Origin of the sequence: Pelagibacterium luteolum (assembly GCF_900100665.1) — a bacterium.
Taxonomy (GTDB): Bacteria; Pseudomonadota; Alphaproteobacteria; order Rhizobiales; family Devosiaceae; genus Pelagibacterium; species Pelagibacterium luteolum.
This window is the reverse complement of record NZ_FNCS01000013.1, coordinates 1-18,247: the sequence shown is the minus strand read 5'-3', so window position 1 is coordinate 18,247 and position 18,247 is coordinate 1. Positions and strand designations below refer to the sequence as shown.

The window sequence follows — 18,247 nt, the reverse complement described above, 5'->3', positions numbered from 1 at the left end:
TAAGATGCTCTTACTGCAATCTGATGATTGAACCGCAATATGTCAGGATCACTGCCCCACGATCTGGGGTAGATCCGCGGATTGCTGCACGGGGGCGGGCGTAGCCACATCGGTCTGCGCCAGCAGTACGGTCAGTTGCTGCGCCCGTGCGGGCACCATATTAGCCATGATCGGCCCGAGCTTGCGCGGATTCATCTTCTTGCCAACCGCGACAAGCACGCTCGTATCGAGATCGTTGAAGATCGTCGCCGCATCACCAGCCCGCATGTTCTCATACATCGCGACAACCGCTGCAAATTGAGCCTCCGCCGCAGCATCCTGCGCGTCGAGTGAGACATTGATCTGCGCTTCGAGCGCGCTGAGCTCGGCCATCCGCTCCTCAATCCGCAATTCTGCGGCCTCAACGAGGCTCATGCGGCTTTCCAGCTCAAGGGCAAACGCATCGAGTTCCGCGCGCCGCTCGGCAAGTCTCTGCAGCACGATCTCTCCCGTATCACTTCCTGTCGCGCCGCCTTCGGCCGCCTCGACCGCTTCCGGAACGGACCCGAAAAGAGAATCCGCCGCTGCCTGGACGGGATCGACCGGCGCGCCGGTAGCCTCTGCCGTAGCAGGCTCGGGCGCAGGCGCTTCCGCCGCCGCCGTATCCCCGGCAGCAAACGCCGACTGCACGCCGGGCGTATAGCCATCCCCGGTTACGAGCCCGACGGTCTTGAGTATTAGAAGCGCGCTAGCCGCCAGAACTACGACGGGCAGAAGCCTGATCTGTCTCACGCAACGTTCTCCCGCCGGCGCTGGTGATCGTTGAGAGCGCGAAGCGCATCGCTGGCCCGTTTTGGCTCGCCGCCATTGTCCTGCGACCGCGCCGCCTGCGTGATCTTGGCGATCCGCTCCATCACCGCCTGCCCCGCATTGACGTGGTTGGCCAACTCGATGGCGAAGCGCTCCGCATCGTTGAGGCGCTGGTTCAAGCGCTCATCCGCCTCGATCGCCGTTTGCTTGAGACCCTTGATCGCCCCATTGGCCATGGTCGTCGCCTGGATCAAATCGGCGATCATCTGCTGCAGCGCAGCACGGTCCGCCTGCAAATTCTTGATGCGCTTGTTGAGCATGATGCAGTAGCCGATTGTCGTCGCGAGCAAAACGGCGACACCCAGCTCGATCAGCAGTCCGAGCGACAAGCCCATCATCTCAATTTCTCCCCATCTTCTTCCATGGCCTCGAAGGCCGCCATGGTAACCTTTGGCGGGTTGAGTGGCCGGGTCACCCGCACCGAAACATTCTTGCCGATATGGCCCATGACCGCCTTGGTCAGGTCCACATCTCCGCACCGCAGCGTCACCGGGTCGCTCGGCGTTGTATCGAACATGATCGTGTCGCCGCTCTTGAGGTTGAGCACCTTCGACAGCGGCAGCTCCAGCTCATGCAGCACCGCCGAAACCTCGGTATCGGCAGCATGAATTTCGGTAGCCAGATGTCCTTCCCAGATGGGATCGCGCCCGAACTTCTCGCCCATATACATCTGCAGCAATTGCTCGCGGATCGGCTCGATGGTCGCGTAAGGCAGCAAAATCTCGACCTTGCCGCCGCGATCGTCCATGTCGATCCGCAACTCGACCAGGATCGCCGCATTGCCCGGGCGCGAGATCGTCGCAAACCGCGGGTTGGTTTCCATCCGGTCGAGTCTGAAATTCACGTGCCCCAGCGGCTCGAACGCTTTGTGCATGTCGTCGAGGATGTGCTCGATCATCCGTCGCGCCAGCGCCATCTCGATCGTCGTATAGGGACGCCCCTCCACCCGGATCACACTCGATCCGCGCCGGCCACCCAAAAGCACGTCGATCATCGAATAGATCAACGAACTATCGACAGTCAGAAGCCCGAAATTGTCCCACTCTTCCGCCTTGATGACAGACAGGATAGCGGGCAGCGGAATGGAGTTGAGATAGTCCCCGAACCGCACGGACGTGATGGAGTCGAGCGACACTTCCACATTGTCCGAGGTAAAATTGCGCAGCGTCGTCGTCGCCAGCCGCACGAGCCGATCAAACGCGATCTCGAGCATCGGCAGGCGTTCATAGGACACCAGCGCCGAATTGATCAGCGCCCGCACGCCCGAGAGCTCCACCGAGGATGAAGCGCTGGCATCGAAACCTAGAAGCGAGTCGATCTCGTCCTGGTTGAGCACCCTGTCGACGTCGTCTGACCCGGCTTCTGCCTCGAGCATCGCGGCCCAGTCCTCGCCCAGTCCGCCATCAGATTTGCCTTCGGGATCATCCATTTGGCGCCAACTATTGAATCAGAATGTCTTGGAACAGGATATTTTCGACAGTGGCCGGATAAATCGCCAGATTGACCCGGCGCTGCAGCTCTTCCTTCATCCGGTAAAGCCCGGCTGATCCCTCGAGATCGGATCGGCGCAACTCCCGCAGATAGACCTGGAAGGCATCGAGCACCCGCGCCATGCGCGGTTCCACCGTCGACACCATGGATTCGTTGGTCAATTCCAGCGCAATCGTCATACGCAGATAGGCCGCGGCCCCTGCTTCTGCGTTGAGATTGACGGTAATCTGGGGCAGTTCATAAAAATAGGTCTGCGTCACACCGGCGGTCTCGGCGCTCGCGTCCGAGGTATCGCTCCCCGAACCCATCAGGAAGAACGCACCCCCACCAGCGACGAGCAAAAGAGCCGCCACACCACCGCCTATCATAAGCAGTTTTTTGGAGCCGCCCTTCTTGGGCGCAGCCAAAGCACCCTCGTTACCATCTGCTTCGGCGATATCGCTCATGAGCCCCTTCCGAATCCCCCGGATTTCCGGGTGTTTTCCGTCCGCCCAGCTAATCCCGTCACGGTTAACGATTAGTTACCAATCGCCTTACGCGGCAATTTTTGCCCGGCAGAATGTGCCAGCCCATTAACTATGTTCCGCCCTACATCAACAGGCTGAAAATCATAAGCCCCTGATTTTATTCAATTTATCAGTTTGGCACGCTCCCTGCATTACCACTGGCAGGAAGCCCGGCCTGGGGAGGTCGGCTCCGAAACTGAACTGGGGAAACCGCGCATGATCGGAAACGCGCAATTGATTGGCCTCTCGCGACAGATGGCGCTTCAGCGCCAGCTGGACGTCGTTGCCAACAATCTCGCCAACATGAACTCGACTGGTTTTAAGGCCGAAGCCATCCTGTTCGAAGAATACATCATGCCAGTCGCTGAGGATCGTTCGTTTCCCCGCGGCAGCCAGCAGCTTTCCTATGTCCACGACTGGGCGACCATGCACGACATGGTCGCCGGCACCATGGTCCAGACAGGCAACCCGCTCAACGTCGCCCTCTCGGGCGAAGGTTTCCTCACCGTGCAGGCCCCCGAAGGCCTTCGTTACACCCGCAACGGCGCACTCGAAATCAATTCCGACGGCGTGCTCGTCACCCAGAACGGTTTTCCCGTTCTCTCCGATGGCGGTGGCCTGATCACGTTCGGCCCCGACGAGGTCGATATCGAGATCACCGCCGATGGAGAGATTTCGTCGAGCGCCGGCAACAAGGGTGCTCTGGGCGTCGTCGAGTTCGACAATGTTCAGGAACTGACCCGCTCGGGCGACACGATGTTTGCCGGCGGCAATCCCCTCCCCGCCCAATCGACCGCCGTGATCCAGGGCGCGCTCGAAGGCTCCAATGTTTCAGGCGTCGGGGAAATGACCGAAATGATCCGCGTCACCCGCGCCTACACCTCACTCGCAGACCTGATGAACAAGCAGGACGAACTGCGCCGCAATGCCATCCAGCGCCTTGGCGACGCCCAAGCCTGATTAAGGACCCATACCGATGAAAGCCCTATATATCGCATCGACCGGCATGGCTGCTCAGGAGCGCAATGTCGAAGTCATCTCCAACAACATCGCCAACATGCGCACCACGGGGTTCAAGCGCCAGCGCGCCGAATTCCAGGATTTGCTCTACCAATCCTACCGCCGCGCCGGTTCGTCCACCTCCGACGCCGGCACCCAGGTTCCCGTCGGGGTAGAGATCGGCTCGGGCGTGCGTGTCGCCGCGACCTCCCGCGTCATGAGCCAGGGCAACGTCGCCCCCACCGAAAAAGACCTCGATCTCGCCATTCGCGGCGAGGGCTTCTTTGTCGTCTCTATGCCCGACGGCACGCAGGGCTACACCCGCGACGGCACCTTCGAGCGCGACGCCACCGGCATGATGGTCACCGTCGATGGTTTCCAGCTCGAACCCGGCATCGTGATCCCGCAGGACGCGACTTCGGTCTCGATCAGCCGTGATGGCGTTGTCGAAGCCTTCCTCAACGGTAACACAGCGCCCGTACAGCTCGGTCAGCTCCAGATGGCCCGCTTCGTGAACAAGGCCGGCCTTGAATCGATCGGCGACAATCTGTTTCGCGAAACCCCCGCCTCCGGCCAGCCCCAGATCGGCGTCGCCGGAATGGATGGCATGGGCTCGCTTCTCCAGGGCTACCTCGAAAGCGCCAACGTCAACGCGGTCACCGAAATGGCTGATCTGATCTCGGCCCAGCGCGCCTACGAAATGAACGCCCGTGTGATTTCTGGCGCCGACCAGATGCTCCAGGCCGCCGCGCAACTCCGTTGATCTGAGCTTTAGGAGGAATTGAAATGATTGCACCGCTTCTCAAACGCTCCGGCCTCGCCCTCGCCTTCGCCGCTGTCTGCGGAACCGCGCACGCCGAAGCGCTGCTGCGCAGTAACGTCACGGTCACCGCGCCACTCGTCACCATCGGTGACCTGTTCGACAATGCCGGCCTACTCTCGGAAACGGCGATCTTCCGCGCCCCGGCTCCTGGCACGACCGGTACCGTGTCGCTGGCCGATATCGCCACGGCCGTCGGCGCAGCCGGTCTTGAGGAATTTGAGGCTTACGGCCTCACCGAGATCAAGGTCTCGCGGTCGGGCATGCCGGTCGATATGGACCTTCTGTCCAATCTGATTTCCGCTGATCTGACGCAGCGCGGCATTCTCGGCCAAGCCATGGAAATGCGCATCTCTCTCAATACCCCCCTGCCCGAACTCGTTGCTGCCGACACCTCCGCTCCCGCGAGCCTCGTCATGCTGCGCTATATGCCTGGCTCGTCCCATTTCTCTGCTCGCTTCCAGGTCTCGGGTCTCGACAATCCGGTCGACGTTTCCGGCCAGATCGAATTGACCATCGAAGTGCCGCACCTCACCCGTTCACTGCCCGAAGGCACCATCATCGGTCCCGACGACATCGAAATGCGCATGGTGCCGCTCGCCTATGCGGAAACCGCCGGCATCGTCTCATACGACGCCATCATCGGCATGCAGCTCCAGCGCCAGACCCGCGCGGGCGTGATGCTACGCCCCGCCGATCTCGCTCAGCCGCAGATCATCGGTCGCAACGAAAACGTCACCGTCCTCTACCAGCAGGGCGCACTCACCCTCACCACAACCGGCAAGGCGCTCAACGCCGCCAGCCTCTCCGAACCTGTCTCGGTTCTCAACACAATGACCAATCGCGTGCTCCAGGGCACCGCCAGCGGTGACGGCACCGTCACCATCACCTCGGGCCCACAGCAACTCGCCGGCCTTTAATCTCGCTCACCGCGCTTGGGGAAGTGCGGTCGCCTAAACACCCACGGGGAAACTGAAATGAAATCTCTCGCCAAATTCGCCACCGGCCTGATGCTCGCTTCGCTGCTCGCAGCCTGCGGCACCACCGACCGCCTCGCCAATGTCGGCCAGGCTCCAGCCCTGACACCGATCGTCGACCCAACCGTCACCGCCGGCTACCGCCCTGTGACGATGCCCATGCCGGCCACCGAACCTGCTGTGTATCAGGCCAATTCGCTCTTCCGCTCCGACGCCCGCGGCTTTTTCAAGGACCAGCGCGCCGCCAAGATCGGTGACATCCTGACCGTCATCGTCACCGTCGACGACAGCGCCCAGATCGGCAACACGACCACCGCCACGCGTTCGTCCTCCAACGACGTCGGCCTCGGCGGCGCCTTGGGGTCGATCTTCAACTCGGTCGCTCCGGCGGACGTCGACGCCAGCGCGGCCATCGGCACGACATCGGGCATCAACAACACCGGCAATGGCTCGGTAAACCGCTCGGAACAGATCACCACCCAGGTCGCCGCCGTGGTCACCCAGGTCCTGCCCAACGGCAATCTGGTGATCGAAGGCCGGCAGGAAGTCCGCGTAAACTTCGAAGTCCGTGATTTGATCGTCGCCGGCATCGTGCGCCCCGAAGACATCGGTTCGGACAACACCATCTCGTCCACCAAGATCGCCGAAGCCCGCATCGCCTACGGCGGACGCGGCCAGATCACCGACGTCCAGCAACCCCGCTACGGCCAGCAGATCCTCGACGCCATCCTGCCGTTCTAACGCATCCGGGGTGAGCCCACGCTCACCCCACTCTCACCGTCCTCCTCGGGCTCGACCCTGGGAGCCAGCTGGAGCCCCACACTCTTCCGCAAACCGCCGCCCCGCGCCTCACCGGCGCCGGCCCAGTTCCCCAACCTCCTGCCGATTCCCCCAATCGCGGCAGAAGGTTCCCGGCCCGTCTTCCCCGTCGGGCCGGATATAAAGAAGGGCGCAACTCCCCAGCTGCGCCCTTCTTCCATTCCAGCCCCAGCCCAAATCACCCTATTGCGATCAAAGCTCCGCAATCCGCCTCTCGAGAAACCGCCGCTCCGGCTCCAGCCGACACAGTGCCAGCGCATCCCCATAAGCCGCCCGCGCCTCCCCATTCCGCCCCAACCGCCTCAGCATGTCCGCCTTCGCCGCATGCGCCAGATGATACCCACCCAGTTCCCCGCGCCCCAACTGCCCCTCGATCAACCCCAGTCCCACCTCCGGCCCCTGCGCCATCCCCACCGCAACCGCCCGGTTCAATTCCACCACCGGCGATGGCACCGCCCGCACCAACACATCGTATAGCGAGACGATCTGCCCCCAATCCGTCTCCTCCGCCGTCGCCGCCCGCCCATGCACCGCCGCAATCGCTGCCTGCAGCGTGTAGGGCCCGATCTGCCGCGTCGCGAACGCCTGCTCCACCAGCCCTAGCCCCTCGGCAATCAAGTCCCGGTCCCATATCGTCCGATCCTGATCGGCCAGGAGCACAAGGTCCCCTGCCTCATCCACCCGCGCCCGCCGCCGCGACTCGTGGAGCAGCATCAACCCCAAAAGCCCCTGCGCCTCCCCATCGGGCAACAGCGACACCAACAACCGCCCCAGCCGCACCGCCTCCCCCGATAGGTCGGCCCGCATCAGGGTCTCGCCCGCATGGGCCGCATATCCTTCGTTGAATACCAGATAGACCACCGCTAGCACCGCATCGAGCCGTTCGGCCAACTCCGCCCGATCGGGCACGGCATAGGGGATGCCATCCTCCCGGATTTTCGCCTTGGCCCGAACGATCCGCTGCGCCAGGGTCGCCGGTTTTGTCAGAAACGCCCGGGCGATCTCTTCCGTCGTCAGCCCACGGACCTCCCGCAGCGTCAGCGCCACCTGCGCCTCGCGCCCGAGATCGGGGTGACAGCACGTAAAGATCAACCGCAACTGATCGTCGGCAATCATCTCGGGCTCGATCCCCGCCGCGTCCTCGGCCTCCATCTCGATCCGCCGCGCCAACTCCCCCGCCGCCGCATCGAACCGCACCCGCCGCCGCAATTTGTCGATCGCCCGAAACCGCCCCGCACTCACCAGCCAGCCAAACGGATTATTGGGCAACCCGTCGCGCGGCCAAGCATCCGCCGCCGCCAGAAACGCATCATGCAACGCCTCCTCCGCCAGATCGAAATTGCCCAGCAGCCGGATCAGCGTCGCCAGAACCCGGCGCGAATGCTCCCGCCAGGCCCCATCGATATCGACCCCACTCACTCCGGGCTCGGATTAAGGACGGGCCGCACTTCCACAGCCCCATATCGCGCCAGTGGAATGCCCTTGGCGATCTCAAGCGCATGCTCCATGTCGCTCGCCTCGACCAGAATGAACCCCGCCACCTGCTCGCGCGTCTCCATGAACGGCCCGTCGGTCACCATCGCCTCGCCATTGCGGACCCGCACCGTCCGCGCGCTCGATACGCTCTCCAGCGCCTCGGCCCGCACATAGACCTGATCGCGAAACAGTTTGACGTCATAGTCGAACGATTCCGACCCGATTTCCTCCCAATCGATCGTCTTCGCCATTTCGGAATCGATCAGCACCAGACACATGAACTTCATTCTTCAATCCTTTCGAGCACTTCGAGCGGCCGCACTTCGATCGATCCCGTGTCGGCCAATGGCACCCGCGCCGCGATCGCAAGCGCTTCATTGAGGTCGCGCGCCTCGATGAGACAGAACCCCGAAAGATGCTCCTTGGTCTCCATGAACGGACCGTCGGTCGTTGAAACCCCATCCCACCGCCGCACCGTCACCGCCTCCCCCGGTTGCTTGAGCGCTTCGGCCATCACGAAATGCCCGCTCGCCCGCAATTCGTCGTCGAAATCGAGCATCTGGTTGATATAGCCCTCCCGCTTTTTGGGCTCCATCACCGCAAATTTGCTCTCATCGAGATAGTACAACATCATGTAGCGCATACGTTTTCCTCCTGGTTCGAGTTCATCACCAGGATAGACGCGCCGCCACCTCCCTTTTCGACACGCACGCGGAATATTTTTCACCCTGTCGAATAAGGCCCTCGCCCAACGACCAATCGGCATCACCCCACAAGGAGATCGTCCCATGGTCGAAATCATGTTCGCCGCCCATATCAGCCAGATCGAGGCCCGCCACACAAGCGGTCCCGACTGGCGTCACGAGCCGCTGCGGCCCGCCCCCATTCGCATCGTCATCGCCATGGCAGTGCTCATCGCAGCCGGCGTCACGCTTCTGCCGGGTTTGGCCCCAAGATCGTCGTCGCCCCAGCATTTCGCTGTTTCGACCGACCGGTGAAATGGACTACCAAGGGGCAACCATCCGTTCTGTCTGGAGTCGCCCATGTCCTACGCCGATATCGAAACCCTTGGCAAAAAGCTCGAAGCCATCGAGCACGCCATCGCCATTCTCTCGGCGGATGAGGCGACCAACATGCCGGTCGGCGGCGGGGAAAAGCGCGCCGAATCCGTCTCTTTCCTCTACGGCCTGCGCCACGAAGCCGCGACCGCCCCAGAGATCGGCGACTGGATCGCCAAGGCCGAAAGCCAGGACCTCTCCGACGACGAAAAACTCGCCCTTCGCGAATTCAAGCGCGTCTACACCAACGCCACCTGCCTCCCCGCCGATTTCGTGCGCCGCAAATCCCAGGCCGAAATGCGCTCCGAACAGCTGTGGCGCGATCTGCGCGCCAAGAACGATTGGGCCAATTTCGCCCCGGCCCTCGAAGGCGTCGTTGCGCTCGCCCGCGAAGAAGCCCAGATGCGTGCCGATGTCCTCAAGCTCGCGCCCTATGACACGCTGATGGAACAGTTCGACCCCGGCAACCGCGTGGCCGATGTTGCGCCCGTCCTCGAAAAACTCAAATCCTTCCTCGTCGATTTCGTCCCCCACGCGCTCGACGCCCAGGAACAGCGCTACGCCAACCGCCCAGCCAAAACCGTCACCGGCCCCTTCCCGATCGAAAAGCAGCGCGAACTCGGTCTCTCGATGATGCAGGCGCTTGGGTTTGATTTCACCCATGGCCGTCTCGACGTCTCCCACCACCCCTTCTGCGGCGGCGTGCCCACCGACGTGCGCATGACCACGCGCTATCGCACCGACGAATTCCTGACATCGCTGATGGGCGTCCTCCACGAAACCGGCCACGCGCTCTATGAGCAGGGCCTGCCCAAGGACGAATCCCACCTCGCCGTCGGTCAGGCCCGCGGCATGGCGATCCATGAAAGCCAATCGCTGTTCGTCGAACAACAGCTCGCCCACGCTCCCCAGTTCTGGCATTGGGCCATGCCCATCGTCGCCCAGCATCTTGGCGATGACGCCCTGAAAGGCTGGGACGTCCAAGACGTCGTCGCCGAGGTCAATAAGGTCGAACGCGGCTATATCCGCGTTGATGCCGACGAGGTCACCTACCCCCTCCACATCATCTTGCGCTTCGAACTCGAACAGGCCCTGATCAATGGCGACCTCGAAGTCGTCGATCTCCCCGAAGCCTGGGACGCAAAGATGACCGAGTATCTCGGCCTATCGACCATCGACAATCCCAAGGACGGCCCAATGCAGGACGTCCACTGGCCCGCCGGTGCCTTCGGCTATTTCCCGTCCTACACCCTCGGCGCCATGATCGCCGCCCAGCAATGGGCCACCATTGAATCCGCCCAGCCCGATGTCCTCGATCACATCGCTAAAGGCGATTTCTCGACCGTCAACCAATGGCGCAGCGACAACATCTGGTCCCAGGCCTCCCGCCTCTCCACCCCAGACCTCCTGAAGAGCGCCACCGGCAACACCCTCAACCCCGATATCTTCATCGCCCACCTCAAGAAGCGCTACGGCTAGGACGCCACCCCATAACCGTTCCCCTTGGGCATGACCCGAGGGTCCAGCCCATCGACCGTAAACATCACGCCCTCGCGCCCCTGCTTTTCACCCCCAGCGGGCTCAGGGCCGGGACGACCGCCTTTGCGCGGGCAACCAACACTGCCCCAACCCACCCCGTCATCCCGGGCGAAGACCCGGGACCCGGTATCCGCCGCCCCTCAGCGAACCCCACGCTCTCCGCAATATCCACGGCAAACCGACTCAAACCAACTACCCCAAAACAACAACGGCCCGCTGAAGTTTTCCTTCAACGGGCCGCCGTAACCGATTCTATGGACTCGATATTTCAGTCGTCGCGATAAACCTTTTCGCGGCGCTCGTGCATCTCCTGAGCCTCAAGGCTCAGCGTTGCGATTGGCCTCGCGTCGAGCCGTGCCAGCCCGATGGGCTCACCAGTCTCTTCGCAAAATCCGTACGACCCGTCCTCAATACGCTTCAGCGCCGCGTCGATCTTTGAGATCAGCTTGCGCTGCCGGTCGCGGGTGCGCAATTCGAGCGCACGATCGCTTTCCGACGAAGCCCGGTCGGCCATATCAGGATGGTTGGTATTTTCTTCCTGGAGATTTTCCAGGGTGCCCCGGCTCTCGCGAAGGATTTCGTCTTTCCACGCATTGAGCTTTTTGCGGAAATACTCCCGCTGGCGGGCATTCATGAATTCCTCGTCCTCAGAAGGACGGTAGTCATCGGCAAGGGTTGCGACCGACATCAAAGACTCACTCCCTTGGAACCCAAGTTGCCGCCTTATAGTTTGCGATGCAGCGTGGAGCAATTCTATTTTGACCACTGTGTTAACATCACCGTGAGCGCGTGTTGATCAGGTCACAATCCAAGATAACGCCCGAGCTTTGCCAATTCCACACGCACCCGCAATTCGATGTCGGCAATCACCTCGTCCAGCCCCGGAAGCTCCTGGCCTTTTGCCTGCTGCAGCAGCACCGCAGCCCGGTTTAAGCGCCCCTCGCTCACCCGCCCGACAAGCAGATCGCCCCGGATATCTTCCAGCGCATCGAGCAATCCATTGGCCCGCTTGATAGCCTTGCGTCGCCCCTGAGTTGGGTCCTCCGCCGCTTGCAGAGCCAGTAGCGCGTCGATCCCGCTCATCCCCGCCGAGTGCGCCGTCTGGGACGCACGGGCCTGTGGTTGCCCGCCCTCGGCCCGAAACGTCTCACCGGACGATTTCGCCGTGGATGTCTGCCGATTGGTCGAGATCACCCGCCCTGTACCATCGATCCGCATTCGCCCGAGCCCACCCGACCATGGTTAACAATCTCTCACCGGCAGATTTTGCCCATAGGCGTTAATTTTACCTTAACCACCCGGCAATCCCTGCCCACCACTGACATCCATCGCGTCGGGAAAGCTGAAGCCGCTAAAATAATATCGATGTATTTCAACACCATAACGATGCTTCACCCGAACTGGCACGGTTTTCGCTCTATCCTTTTCACAAGGCCGACCGATCCGTGGGGACGGAGACGATCGGCAAGTTTCGGGGAATCGATTGATGCACAACCGCCTGTTCCGCACCGCCATAGCCCTCATCACCGCCCTAGCGGTGGTCGCGGCACCGCTCGGTGCCAGCGCCGCACCCGCGCGCATCAAGGACATCGTCGATATCGAAGGCGTTCGCGACAACCAGCTCGTCGGCTACGGCCTCGTCGTCGGCCTCAACGGCAGCGGCGACAGCCTCAACAACACCCCCTTCACCCGTCAGTCCCTCACCGCCATGCTTGAGCGCATGGGCGTCAATACCCGCGGGGAAACCCTGCGCACCGCCAACGTGGCCGCCGTCATGGTCACGGCAAATCTGCCCCCCTTCGCTACCCAGGGCACCCGGATCGACGTGTCCGTCGCCGCTCTTGGCGACGCCACCAGCCTCCAGGGTGGCACGCTTCTCGTCACCCCCCTTCTCGGCGCCGACGGCGAAGCCTACGCCATCGCGCAAGGATCCGTGACGGTCAATGGCTTCACTGCCCAGGGCGATGCCGCAACCGTCGTCTCCGGCGTCCCGACAACCGGCCAGGTTTCCTCGGGCGGGCTCGTCGAGCGCGAAATCAACTTCACCCTCGCCGCCCAGCACTCGGTCCGCCTCTCGCTCAAAAACCCCGATCTCACGACGTCGCGCCGCATAGCGCTCGCCATCAACGATCTGATCGGCATTCCCGTCGCGATCCCATCGGATCCGGCCAATGTCCGCCTGTCGCTGCCCGAACATTTTAACGGCAACATCGTTGATCTCCTGACCGACATCGAACAGCTCGTCATCCAGACCGACCAGCAGGCCCGCATCGTCATCAACGAAAATTCCGGCATTATCGTCATCGGCCGCGACGTGCGCGTCTCGACGGTCGCCATCGCGCACGCCAATCTCACGATCACCATTTCGGAAAACCCGACCATCGTTCAGCCCGAGCCGCTGTCCTTCGGTGAAACCGCCGTCGAGCCACGCACCCAGATCGACGTCATGGAAGACGGCACGCAGCTCGCTGTAGTCCCTGAATCCATCTCACTTCAGGAGCTTGTCGATGGCCTTAACGCCCTGGGCATATCCCCGCGCGACCTCATTGCCATCCTCCAGACCATCAAGGCGTCCGGCGCCTTGCAGGCCGAAATCGAGGTGATCTGATGACACCGATCAATTCCAGCTTCTCGACTATGCCCAACGCCACTGCGGTCATGGACCGCATGCGCGAACAGGCCGTCGAACTCGAAGGCGTGTTCTTGAACACCCTCGTCTCGGAAATGTTCAAGGGCCTTGAAACCGACTCCACGTTCGGCGGCGGCCACGCCGAGGAAACCTGGCGCGGCATGATGGCCGAACAATACGCATCCGAAATGGCCAAGGCCGGCGGCATTGGCATCGCCGATCAGATGGTCACCCACCTCATCGAAACGCAGGCCGCACAAAACAGCGCGCCCGACTTCACCGCTATGGGAGCTTACACCCGATGACCGCCGCTAACCGCTTGGCCGCCCTCGAAAACCTCGACGCCGCCACTCTCTGCTCCCGCGCCGAAACTGCCCTCTCTGCTCTCGTCGAGGTCATGAACCGCGAAACCACCTTCCTGCGCGCCGGCCACATGCGCGAAGCCACGGCGCTGACCGGCGAAAAGACCCAGCTTGCGCAGGATTACGTCGGCATCGCCCGCGCCATCCAGCGTGTGTCCGACCGCCTCAAGGCCGAAGCCCCCGATCGCGTCGAGCGCCTGCGCCGCGGCCACGAAGCCCTCGCCACCCAAATGGCCGAAAACCTCCGCGTCCTCGCCACTGCCCGCTCGGTCACCGAAGCCGTCCTCTCCGACGTCGCCAAATCGGTCGGCGCCACCACCGCCCCCAAAACCTACGCCGCCCCCGGCCAACCCCAACGCCAAGCCCCCGAAGGCATCCAGGGCCTCTCTATCAACCGCGCGCTCTAACGACTTCGGGCACCCCGCCCGCCCAAACCCCGCACGCTCCCTCGCCCCTTTTGGGGAGAGGGCTGGGGTGAGGGGCGCAGCGCCAATCCATGCCGCACCGCTGACCACCCCCTCCCGTCACCCTCGGGCTCGACCCGAGGGCCCAGTCATGCGCAGTCCTGCGCATGAAACCACTCCCCCAGCTCCCCACAATTTTCATAAAACCTACCCCCGCGCCCTAACCCGTCCGCCACACCTCCCGGCACATTCTGCCCGGCAGTTTTTGCCGCATCAGGCCAAGGACAGGTTAACGCGTGACTGGGCTCGTCACCTTGCAGCAGGGCCCGTTCGGGGTTGCTGCTTCAGCCCGCCGCCCGGTTGAAAGACTGGCCGTCGCGGGCCGCACGCGCGTGCCCGACAGCATAGGCGCCCAACTCGGCGACGCTCCCAAATCAGCCCCGCAACGCCACCAAAACGATCCCGACAAAACCGAAGAGTTCCAGCCGGTTGCAACCACCGTTTCACCCGGAACGCTTCTGGACGCCAGCCTGCTCTCTGCCGATATCGACCCCGGCGCCGGCATCCAATCGGCTGCCCTCTCGGCCCGCCTCGGCACTTGGGAGCCACCCCACTCCAGCCTTAGCCTCCGCGACCGCCGGGTCTGACGCCAAATCATTAATTCCCGAACCCGCGATCAGGATTTGTTAACCATTCGGTAGCACTTCACCCCGCACTCTATGGTTAATGCGCCCCTAACGGGGTGATCCCATTACACGCCACCGGGACGGGGGTTCTCGAACATGTCTGACGTCACACTGTCCAAGGCAGTCCGCTCAAACCTTCTGCATCTGCAGAACACGGCCAAGATGATGGACGCCACGCAGGAGCGCCTGGCCACCGGCAAGAAAGTCAACTCGGCGCTCGACAATCCGACGAATTTCTTCACCGCCGCCTCGCTCAATGGCCGCGCCGCCGATATCGGCACCCTGCTCGACGCCATGGGCAACGGCATCAAGGCTATCGAAGCGGCCGATAACGGCCTCACCGCCATTACCAAGGCGATCGAGTCCATGCAGTCCACGCTCCGCCAGGCGCGTCAGGACAAGAGCTTCCAGACCGCCAGCCTTCCGATGGGCGCCAACCGCAGTGGCGAACTCACCCTCTCGGGGGGCGGCTTCCCGGCCGGAACGTCCCATGCCATCGCGCTGACCAACGCCGTTCCCGCTTCGGTCACCGCAGGCGCAGACTTTGCGCTCACCCAATCGCGTGGCGGCGCGCAATTTGAGTTTGAGGCGATCGAATTTGCTTCTCCGAACGACACGCTTAGCTTTGATCTCACGATTGACGGCGTCGAGCGCTCCATCGTCATTACCAAGGCGATAGCCGACGCGGCAGCACCTGGTGGGGAAATCACCACGCCCGCTGAGATGAAGGCGGCACTCGACCAAGCCATTGGCGAGCGGTTTACAAGCACCGAATTCACCGTCGCGGTCTCAGGCACCGATCTAGTCATATCGTCGGGCTCGCGGGGTGCGGGGTCATCGGTTGTCATTGGTGCCGCCACATCAGCCGGGATGACAGCACCTGTCACACCCACTAGCCTTGCCACCGAAATCGACAACAACGCAAATCTCGCCAGTCAGACTGTCGAATTCAACATCAACTATGGCACATCCACCCCGCTGCTCATTGAGCTGGACGGCAATGTTCAGACAGGCGCGGCCGCGGCTGTTGCGGAGATCAACGACAGGATTTCCACCTGGAACAACGCCAATCCCAACGAGCAAATTAATGTCACCGCGGTGCGGGAAGGAAATCGTATCGTTCTGCGCGGTCCCGCCGATGGCACAGGCCCGAATCTATCGGTGAGCGACGGCGGCAATGCCGGTGACCTCGATCTGGTCTTCGGGACAGCGCGTGCGACTCTGCCGCCATCGCCGGCTGATGGCGAACCCAAGACCGTTGATCAGTTGGTTCGCGAGATCAACGCCAACCCCGATTTCAAGAACATCATCCGCGCCTCCAATGACAATGGCCGGCTCCGCATCGAAAACCTGTCCACCAAGGAGCTCGACATGGTCGGCCTCACCAATGGGCAGCTCACGGGCGGCATTGGCACCGACAAGATCGGCGGCAACGACATCCGCGCGGGTCTGGCCCGCGAGTTCAACGAGCTGCGCACCGAAATGGACCGCCTGGCCGACGACGCATCCTTCAACGGCATCAATCTCCTGCGCGGCGACCAGCTCAAGATCGTCTTCAATGAATCTGGCACCTCGACCATCGAGATTCAGGCCAAGAACGCCAAGGGCGAGGAACGCGCCGTCAACGCCGTCAACCTCAACATTCTCGAGGTGATGCCCGAAGACCTCAATCTCGACGAGAGCATCGACGGACTTCTCGCCAAGCTTCAGGTCTCGCTGAACGAGGTCCGCTCGCAGGCATCCAACCTCGGCTCGACGCTATCGGTGGTTCAGAACCGCGAAAAGTTCACCAAAGAGATGATCAACACCCTCGAAACCGGCGCGGCCAATCTCACGCTCGCCGATTCCAACGAGGAAGCGGCCAACATGCTGGCCCTCCAGACCCGCCAGCAGCTTTCGCAGACCGCCTTGTCCCTGGCCAGCCAGGCCGACCAGGCCGTCCTCCGCCTCTTCGGCTGATCGCAAAAACGCGCCGTCCGGCGTTCAACGCTTCGCACTGCTTTCCAAAGCCCCGGCACCGCCCGGGGCTTTTTTCGTCCTGCCCATCTTCCCCCTCCGCGGCCAGTCATGCCGGGACTTATTCCCAGGATTCAGCGCTCCCTTTTCATCCACACGCGCACCACCCCCACCGAAACCTTCGTCTTTTCTTAACCCTGACGAACTGCAGCGAGCCAACACGGGAACAATTAAGGCAAAAGCCGGGCAGCGATTAACCGATCTTTAGAGGGTCGACCAGCAGTGTCGGGCCAGCCGTCTCAGGAAGAGGCGCACGATACAGGGCAAATCCTAGAAGGGGATTTCTAAATGTCTGATATTACGCTTTCGAAAGCCGTTCGCTCGAACCTGCTTTCCCTCCAGAACACTGCCGATCTGATGAGCTCGACCCAGAACCGCCTGGCGACTGGCAAGAAGGTCAACTCGGCTCTGGACAATCCCACCAACTTCTTCACCGCCTCTTCGCTGAATTCCCGCGCCGGTGACATGAACGCCCTGCTCGACGGCATGGCAAACGGCATCCAGACCCTGGAAGCCGCCGATAACGGCCTCCAGGCCATCACCAAGACCCTCGAGTCCATGCAGTCCACACTGCGCCAGGCTCGTCAGGACAAGTCGTTCGAAACCAAGTCATTCGATATGACCGCCCTGTCGCAAAGCACGACCCTGGCGGGCACCGAACAGCTCAGCTTCGTCGGCGGCGCGGGCCTAAACTCCACAATTGATTTGACGAAAGCTGGGTCCGTCACACAGCCAGCTTCTGCTGCATCGACGGCTGTCGGCACATCGGTCGCCTTGCCTGACCAAGCGTCAGGCGCATCACAGACCAGCACGATCAGCTTGACCGGCCTGCAAGCAGCTCTCGCAGGAGCGGCTCCTGGCACGGAACAGATTTCGGTCAACGACGGCTCCGGCGGCGCCGCCATTGATGTCGATATCGCGACCGGCGCAGGCGCTGCAGCCGACGTCGACGCGCTGCTGGCAGAAATTAACGGTCAGCTTACAACGGCAAACATTGAAGCTTTTGACGATGGCGGCAATCTTGCTTTCCGCACCAAGACTGGCGGCGAAGGGGAAACCACCGGATTTGGTGTCGTCACAGGTAGTGCCAGCGTGAATGCCGGGGATTTCACTGCAGCCATTCAAGGGGCAGACGAAGGTACCATTGATTTCAGCGTTCAGGGGCCCGGCGATACGGTGGCAACCCCCGTCTCGGTAACCCGTTCGCAGATTGACGCGGCGTCGGGTGCGACAGATGCAGAAAAGCTCGCAGCAGCCATCAACACCACGCTCGGCTCCACTAGAGCGGCACCCGAGCTGAATGAATCGGTGCGGGTTCCCAAATCAACGCGTTTCTGATTCATCATGTTTGCCGGGTGAGGAGGCCGGCGGACATGTCGAAAGCTTTGTCACTCGATCTCCGGACGCGTGTTCTTGCCGCCGTGGCCAGCGGGCTCAGCCATCGCCAGGCAGCTGAACGCTTTGGTGTCAGTGCGGCAAGTGTGAGCCGCTGGAGGGCGCGCCAGCGTGATCAGGGAGCGCCTCTTCCCAAGGCCTTGGGAGGTGATCGTCGATCTGGACGCATCGACGCCTGCAAGGTTTTGATCCTATCGCTGCTCGAGGAGACGCCCGACATT

22 protein-coding genes are annotated in these 18,247 nt (G+C 62.2%); 13 read left to right on the top strand and 9 right to left on the bottom strand.

Going from position 1 to position 18,247, the window contains the following annotated elements; all coding sequences use genetic code 11:
• Window positions 1-48: 48 nt before the first annotated feature.
• Genes BLR31_RS16075 through BLR31_RS16060 form a run of 4 tightly spaced genes read right to left on the bottom strand, consistent with a single transcriptional unit; the run spans window position 49 to window position 2,786 of the window.
• Window positions 49-771: a MotE family protein gene (locus BLR31_RS16075; protein WP_090597746.1), complete on the bottom strand. Its 723-nt coding sequence runs from the start codon at window positions 769-771 to the stop codon at window positions 49-51.
• The gene (locus BLR31_RS16070; RefSeq protein WP_090597744.1) at window positions 768-1,187 is read right to left on the bottom strand and encodes a DUF6468 domain-containing protein; all 420 of its coding nucleotides are present in this window, start codon (window positions 1,185-1,187) and stop codon (window positions 768-770) included. Before BLR31_RS16070 ends, BLR31_RS16075 begins: the two co-directional genes overlap by 4 nt.
• Complete coding sequence (gene fliM / locus BLR31_RS16065) at window positions 1,184-2,278, bottom strand: flagellar motor switch protein FliM (protein WP_090597742.1); 1,095 nt, start codon at window positions 2,276-2,278, stop codon at window positions 1,184-1,186. The genes BLR31_RS16070 and fliM overlap by 4 nt, the downstream gene beginning before the upstream one ends.
• Before the next feature lie 10 nt (window positions 2,279-2,288).
• Window positions 2,289-2,786, bottom strand: a complete 498-nt coding sequence (locus tag BLR31_RS16060; RefSeq protein WP_090597740.1) for a flagellar basal body-associated FliL family protein — start codon at window positions 2,784-2,786, stop codon at window positions 2,289-2,291.
• Between the two features lie 276 nt (window positions 2,787-3,062).
• On the opposite strand from BLR31_RS16060, the gene flgF reads away from it, so the two are divergent.
• From flgF to flgH, 4 genes are read left to right on the top strand one after another with little or no spacing between them, the layout of a single operon-like run.
• On the top strand, window positions 3,063-3,806 hold the full coding sequence (gene flgF / locus BLR31_RS16055; protein WP_244505103.1) for a flagellar basal-body rod protein FlgF: 744 nt from the start codon (window positions 3,063-3,065) through the stop codon (window positions 3,804-3,806).
• 16 nt (window positions 3,807-3,822) lie between these two features.
• Complete coding sequence (flgG, locus tag BLR31_RS16050) at window positions 3,823-4,608, top strand: flagellar basal-body rod protein FlgG (protein ID WP_090597738.1); 786 nt, start codon at window positions 3,823-3,825, stop codon at window positions 4,606-4,608.
• Between the two features lie 23 nt (window positions 4,609-4,631).
• Window positions 4,632-5,585, top strand: a complete 954-nt coding sequence (gene flgA, locus BLR31_RS16045) for a flagellar basal body P-ring formation chaperone FlgA (protein ID WP_090597736.1) — start codon at window positions 4,632-4,634, stop codon at window positions 5,583-5,585.
• 57 nt (window positions 5,586-5,642) lie between these two features.
• On the top strand, window positions 5,643-6,383 hold the full coding sequence (gene flgH / locus BLR31_RS16040) for a flagellar basal body L-ring protein FlgH (RefSeq protein WP_090597734.1): 741 nt from the start codon (window positions 5,643-5,645) through the stop codon (window positions 6,381-6,383).
• A 270-nt stretch (window positions 6,384-6,653) separates the two neighbouring features.
• Here flgH and BLR31_RS16030 read toward each other — a convergent pair whose 3' ends face one another.
• From BLR31_RS16030 to BLR31_RS16020, 3 genes are read right to left on the bottom strand one after another with little or no spacing between them, the layout of a single operon-like run.
• Window positions 6,654-7,880, bottom strand: a complete 1,227-nt coding sequence (locus BLR31_RS16030) for an RNA polymerase sigma factor (protein ID WP_090597730.1) — start codon at window positions 7,878-7,880, stop codon at window positions 6,654-6,656.
• Window positions 7,877-8,224, bottom strand: coding sequence for a YciI family protein (locus BLR31_RS16025; protein WP_090597728.1), 348 nt, complete (start codon window positions 8,222-8,224; stop codon window positions 7,877-7,879). The genes BLR31_RS16030 and BLR31_RS16025 overlap by 4 nt, the downstream gene beginning before the upstream one ends.
• The gene (locus BLR31_RS16020; RefSeq protein WP_090597726.1) at window positions 8,221-8,580 is read right to left on the bottom strand and encodes a YciI family protein; all 360 of its coding nucleotides are present in this window, start codon (window positions 8,578-8,580) and stop codon (window positions 8,221-8,223) included. The genes BLR31_RS16025 and BLR31_RS16020 overlap by 4 nt, the downstream gene beginning before the upstream one ends.
• A 145-nt stretch (window positions 8,581-8,725) precedes the next feature.
• Here BLR31_RS16020 and BLR31_RS16015 point away from each other — a divergent pair, with 145 nt between their 5' ends.
• Window positions 8,726-8,935, top strand: a complete 210-nt coding sequence (locus BLR31_RS16015; RefSeq protein ID WP_090597724.1) for a hypothetical protein — start codon at window positions 8,726-8,728, stop codon at window positions 8,933-8,935.
• Between the two features lie 45 nt (window positions 8,936-8,980).
• A complete protein-coding gene (locus BLR31_RS16010; protein WP_090597722.1) occupies window positions 8,981-10,474 on the top strand; it encodes a carboxypeptidase M32 in 1,494 nt (497 codons plus the stop codon).
• Between the two features lie 328 nt (window positions 10,475-10,802).
• Here the strand turns inward: BLR31_RS16010 and dksA are convergent, their stop codons facing one another.
• Both dksA and BLR31_RS16000 read right to left on the bottom strand, forming a co-directional pair.
• A complete protein-coding gene (dksA, locus tag BLR31_RS16005; protein ID WP_090597720.1) occupies window positions 10,803-11,222 on the bottom strand; it encodes an RNA polymerase-binding protein DksA in 420 nt (139 codons plus the stop codon).
• Window positions 11,223-11,335: 113 nt separating this feature from the next.
• Window positions 11,336-11,752: a flagellar assembly protein FliX gene (locus tag BLR31_RS16000; RefSeq protein ID WP_090597718.1), complete on the bottom strand. Its 417-nt coding sequence runs from the start codon at window positions 11,750-11,752 to the stop codon at window positions 11,336-11,338.
• A gap of 268 nt (window positions 11,753-12,020) precedes the next feature.
• Here BLR31_RS16000 and BLR31_RS15995 point away from each other — a divergent pair, with 268 nt between their 5' ends.
• From BLR31_RS15995 to BLR31_RS15965, 7 genes are all read left to right on the top strand, one after another.
• Entirely contained in the window at window positions 12,021-13,142 is a 1,122-nt protein-coding gene (locus BLR31_RS15995; RefSeq protein WP_090597715.1) for a flagellar basal body P-ring protein FlgI, read from the top strand.
• Window positions 13,142-13,468, top strand: coding sequence for a rod-binding protein (locus BLR31_RS15990; protein ID WP_090597713.1), 327 nt, complete (start codon window positions 13,142-13,144; stop codon window positions 13,466-13,468). Before BLR31_RS15995 ends, BLR31_RS15990 begins: the two co-directional genes overlap by 1 nt.
• Entirely contained in the window at window positions 13,465-13,932 is a 468-nt protein-coding gene (locus BLR31_RS15985) for a hypothetical protein (RefSeq protein ID WP_090597711.1), read from the top strand. Before BLR31_RS15990 ends, BLR31_RS15985 begins: the two co-directional genes overlap by 4 nt.
• Window positions 13,933-14,225: 293 nt before the next feature.
• Window positions 14,226-14,576 carry a hypothetical protein gene (locus BLR31_RS15980; protein ID WP_090597708.1) on the top strand — a complete coding sequence of 117 codons (351 nt, stop codon included), beginning with the start codon at window positions 14,226-14,228 and terminating at the stop codon, window positions 14,574-14,576.
• 135 nt (window positions 14,577-14,711) lie between these two features.
• Complete coding sequence (locus BLR31_RS15975) at window positions 14,712-16,574, top strand: flagellin N-terminal helical domain-containing protein (RefSeq protein ID WP_090597707.1); 1,863 nt, start codon at window positions 14,712-14,714, stop codon at window positions 16,572-16,574.
• Between the two features lie 414 nt (window positions 16,575-16,988).
• The gene (locus BLR31_RS15970; RefSeq protein WP_244505102.1) at window positions 16,989-17,969 is read left to right on the top strand and encodes a flagellin N-terminal helical domain-containing protein; all 981 of its coding nucleotides are present in this window, start codon (window positions 16,989-16,991) and stop codon (window positions 17,967-17,969) included.
• Between the two features lie 35 nt (window positions 17,970-18,004).
• Window positions 18,005-18,247, top strand: a 243-nt coding sequence (locus tag BLR31_RS15965; RefSeq protein ID WP_176762712.1) for a helix-turn-helix domain-containing protein, incomplete at its 3' end; no start/stop codon positions are given.

Coding starts and splice junctions, on each gene's coding strand:
- BLR31_RS16025 (WP_090597728.1), bottom strand. CDS start 8,224: ATGAAGTTCATGTGTCTGGTGCTGATCGATTCCGAAATGGCGAAGACG.
- BLR31_RS15970 (WP_244505102.1), top strand. CDS start 16,989: ATGAGCTCGACCCAGAACCGCCTGGCGACTGGCAAGAAGGTCAACTCG.
- flgH (WP_090597734.1), top strand. CDS start 5,643: ATGAAATCTCTCGCCAAATTCGCCACCGGCCTGATGCTCGCTTCGCTG.
- BLR31_RS16015 (WP_090597724.1), top strand. CDS start 8,726: ATGGTCGAAATCATGTTCGCCGCCCATATCAGCCAGATCGAGGCCCGC.
- BLR31_RS16060 (WP_090597740.1), bottom strand. CDS start 2,786: ATGAGCGATATCGCCGAAGCAGATGGTAACGAGGGTGCTTTGGCTGCG.
- BLR31_RS16000 (WP_090597718.1), bottom strand. CDS start 11,752: ATGCGGATCGATGGTACAGGGCGGGTGATCTCGACCAATCGGCAGACA.
- BLR31_RS15985 (WP_090597711.1), top strand. CDS start 13,465: ATGACCGCCGCTAACCGCTTGGCCGCCCTCGAAAACCTCGACGCCGCC.
- BLR31_RS15990 (WP_090597713.1), top strand. CDS start 13,142: ATGACACCGATCAATTCCAGCTTCTCGACTATGCCCAACGCCACTGCG.
- dksA (WP_090597720.1), bottom strand. CDS start 11,222: ATGTCGGTCGCAACCCTTGCCGATGACTACCGTCCTTCTGAGGACGAG.
- BLR31_RS16020 (WP_090597726.1), bottom strand. CDS start 8,580: ATGCGCTACATGATGTTGTACTATCTCGATGAGAGCAAATTTGCGGTG.
- fliM (WP_090597742.1), bottom strand. CDS start 2,278: ATGGATGATCCCGAAGGCAAATCTGATGGCGGACTGGGCGAGGACTGG.
- flgF (WP_244505103.1), top strand. CDS start 3,063: ATGATCGGAAACGCGCAATTGATTGGCCTCTCGCGACAGATGGCGCTT.
- flgA (WP_090597736.1), top strand. CDS start 4,632: ATGATTGCACCGCTTCTCAAACGCTCCGGCCTCGCCCTCGCCTTCGCC.
- BLR31_RS15975 (WP_090597707.1), top strand. CDS start 14,712: ATGTCTGACGTCACACTGTCCAAGGCAGTCCGCTCAAACCTTCTGCAT.
- BLR31_RS15995 (WP_090597715.1), top strand. CDS start 12,021: ATGCACAACCGCCTGTTCCGCACCGCCATAGCCCTCATCACCGCCCTA.
- BLR31_RS16010 (WP_090597722.1), top strand. CDS start 8,981: ATGTCCTACGCCGATATCGAAACCCTTGGCAAAAAGCTCGAAGCCATC.
- BLR31_RS16070 (WP_090597744.1), bottom strand. CDS start 1,187: ATGATGGGCTTGTCGCTCGGACTGCTGATCGAGCTGGGTGTCGCCGTT.
- flgG (WP_090597738.1), top strand. CDS start 3,823: ATGAAAGCCCTATATATCGCATCGACCGGCATGGCTGCTCAGGAGCGC.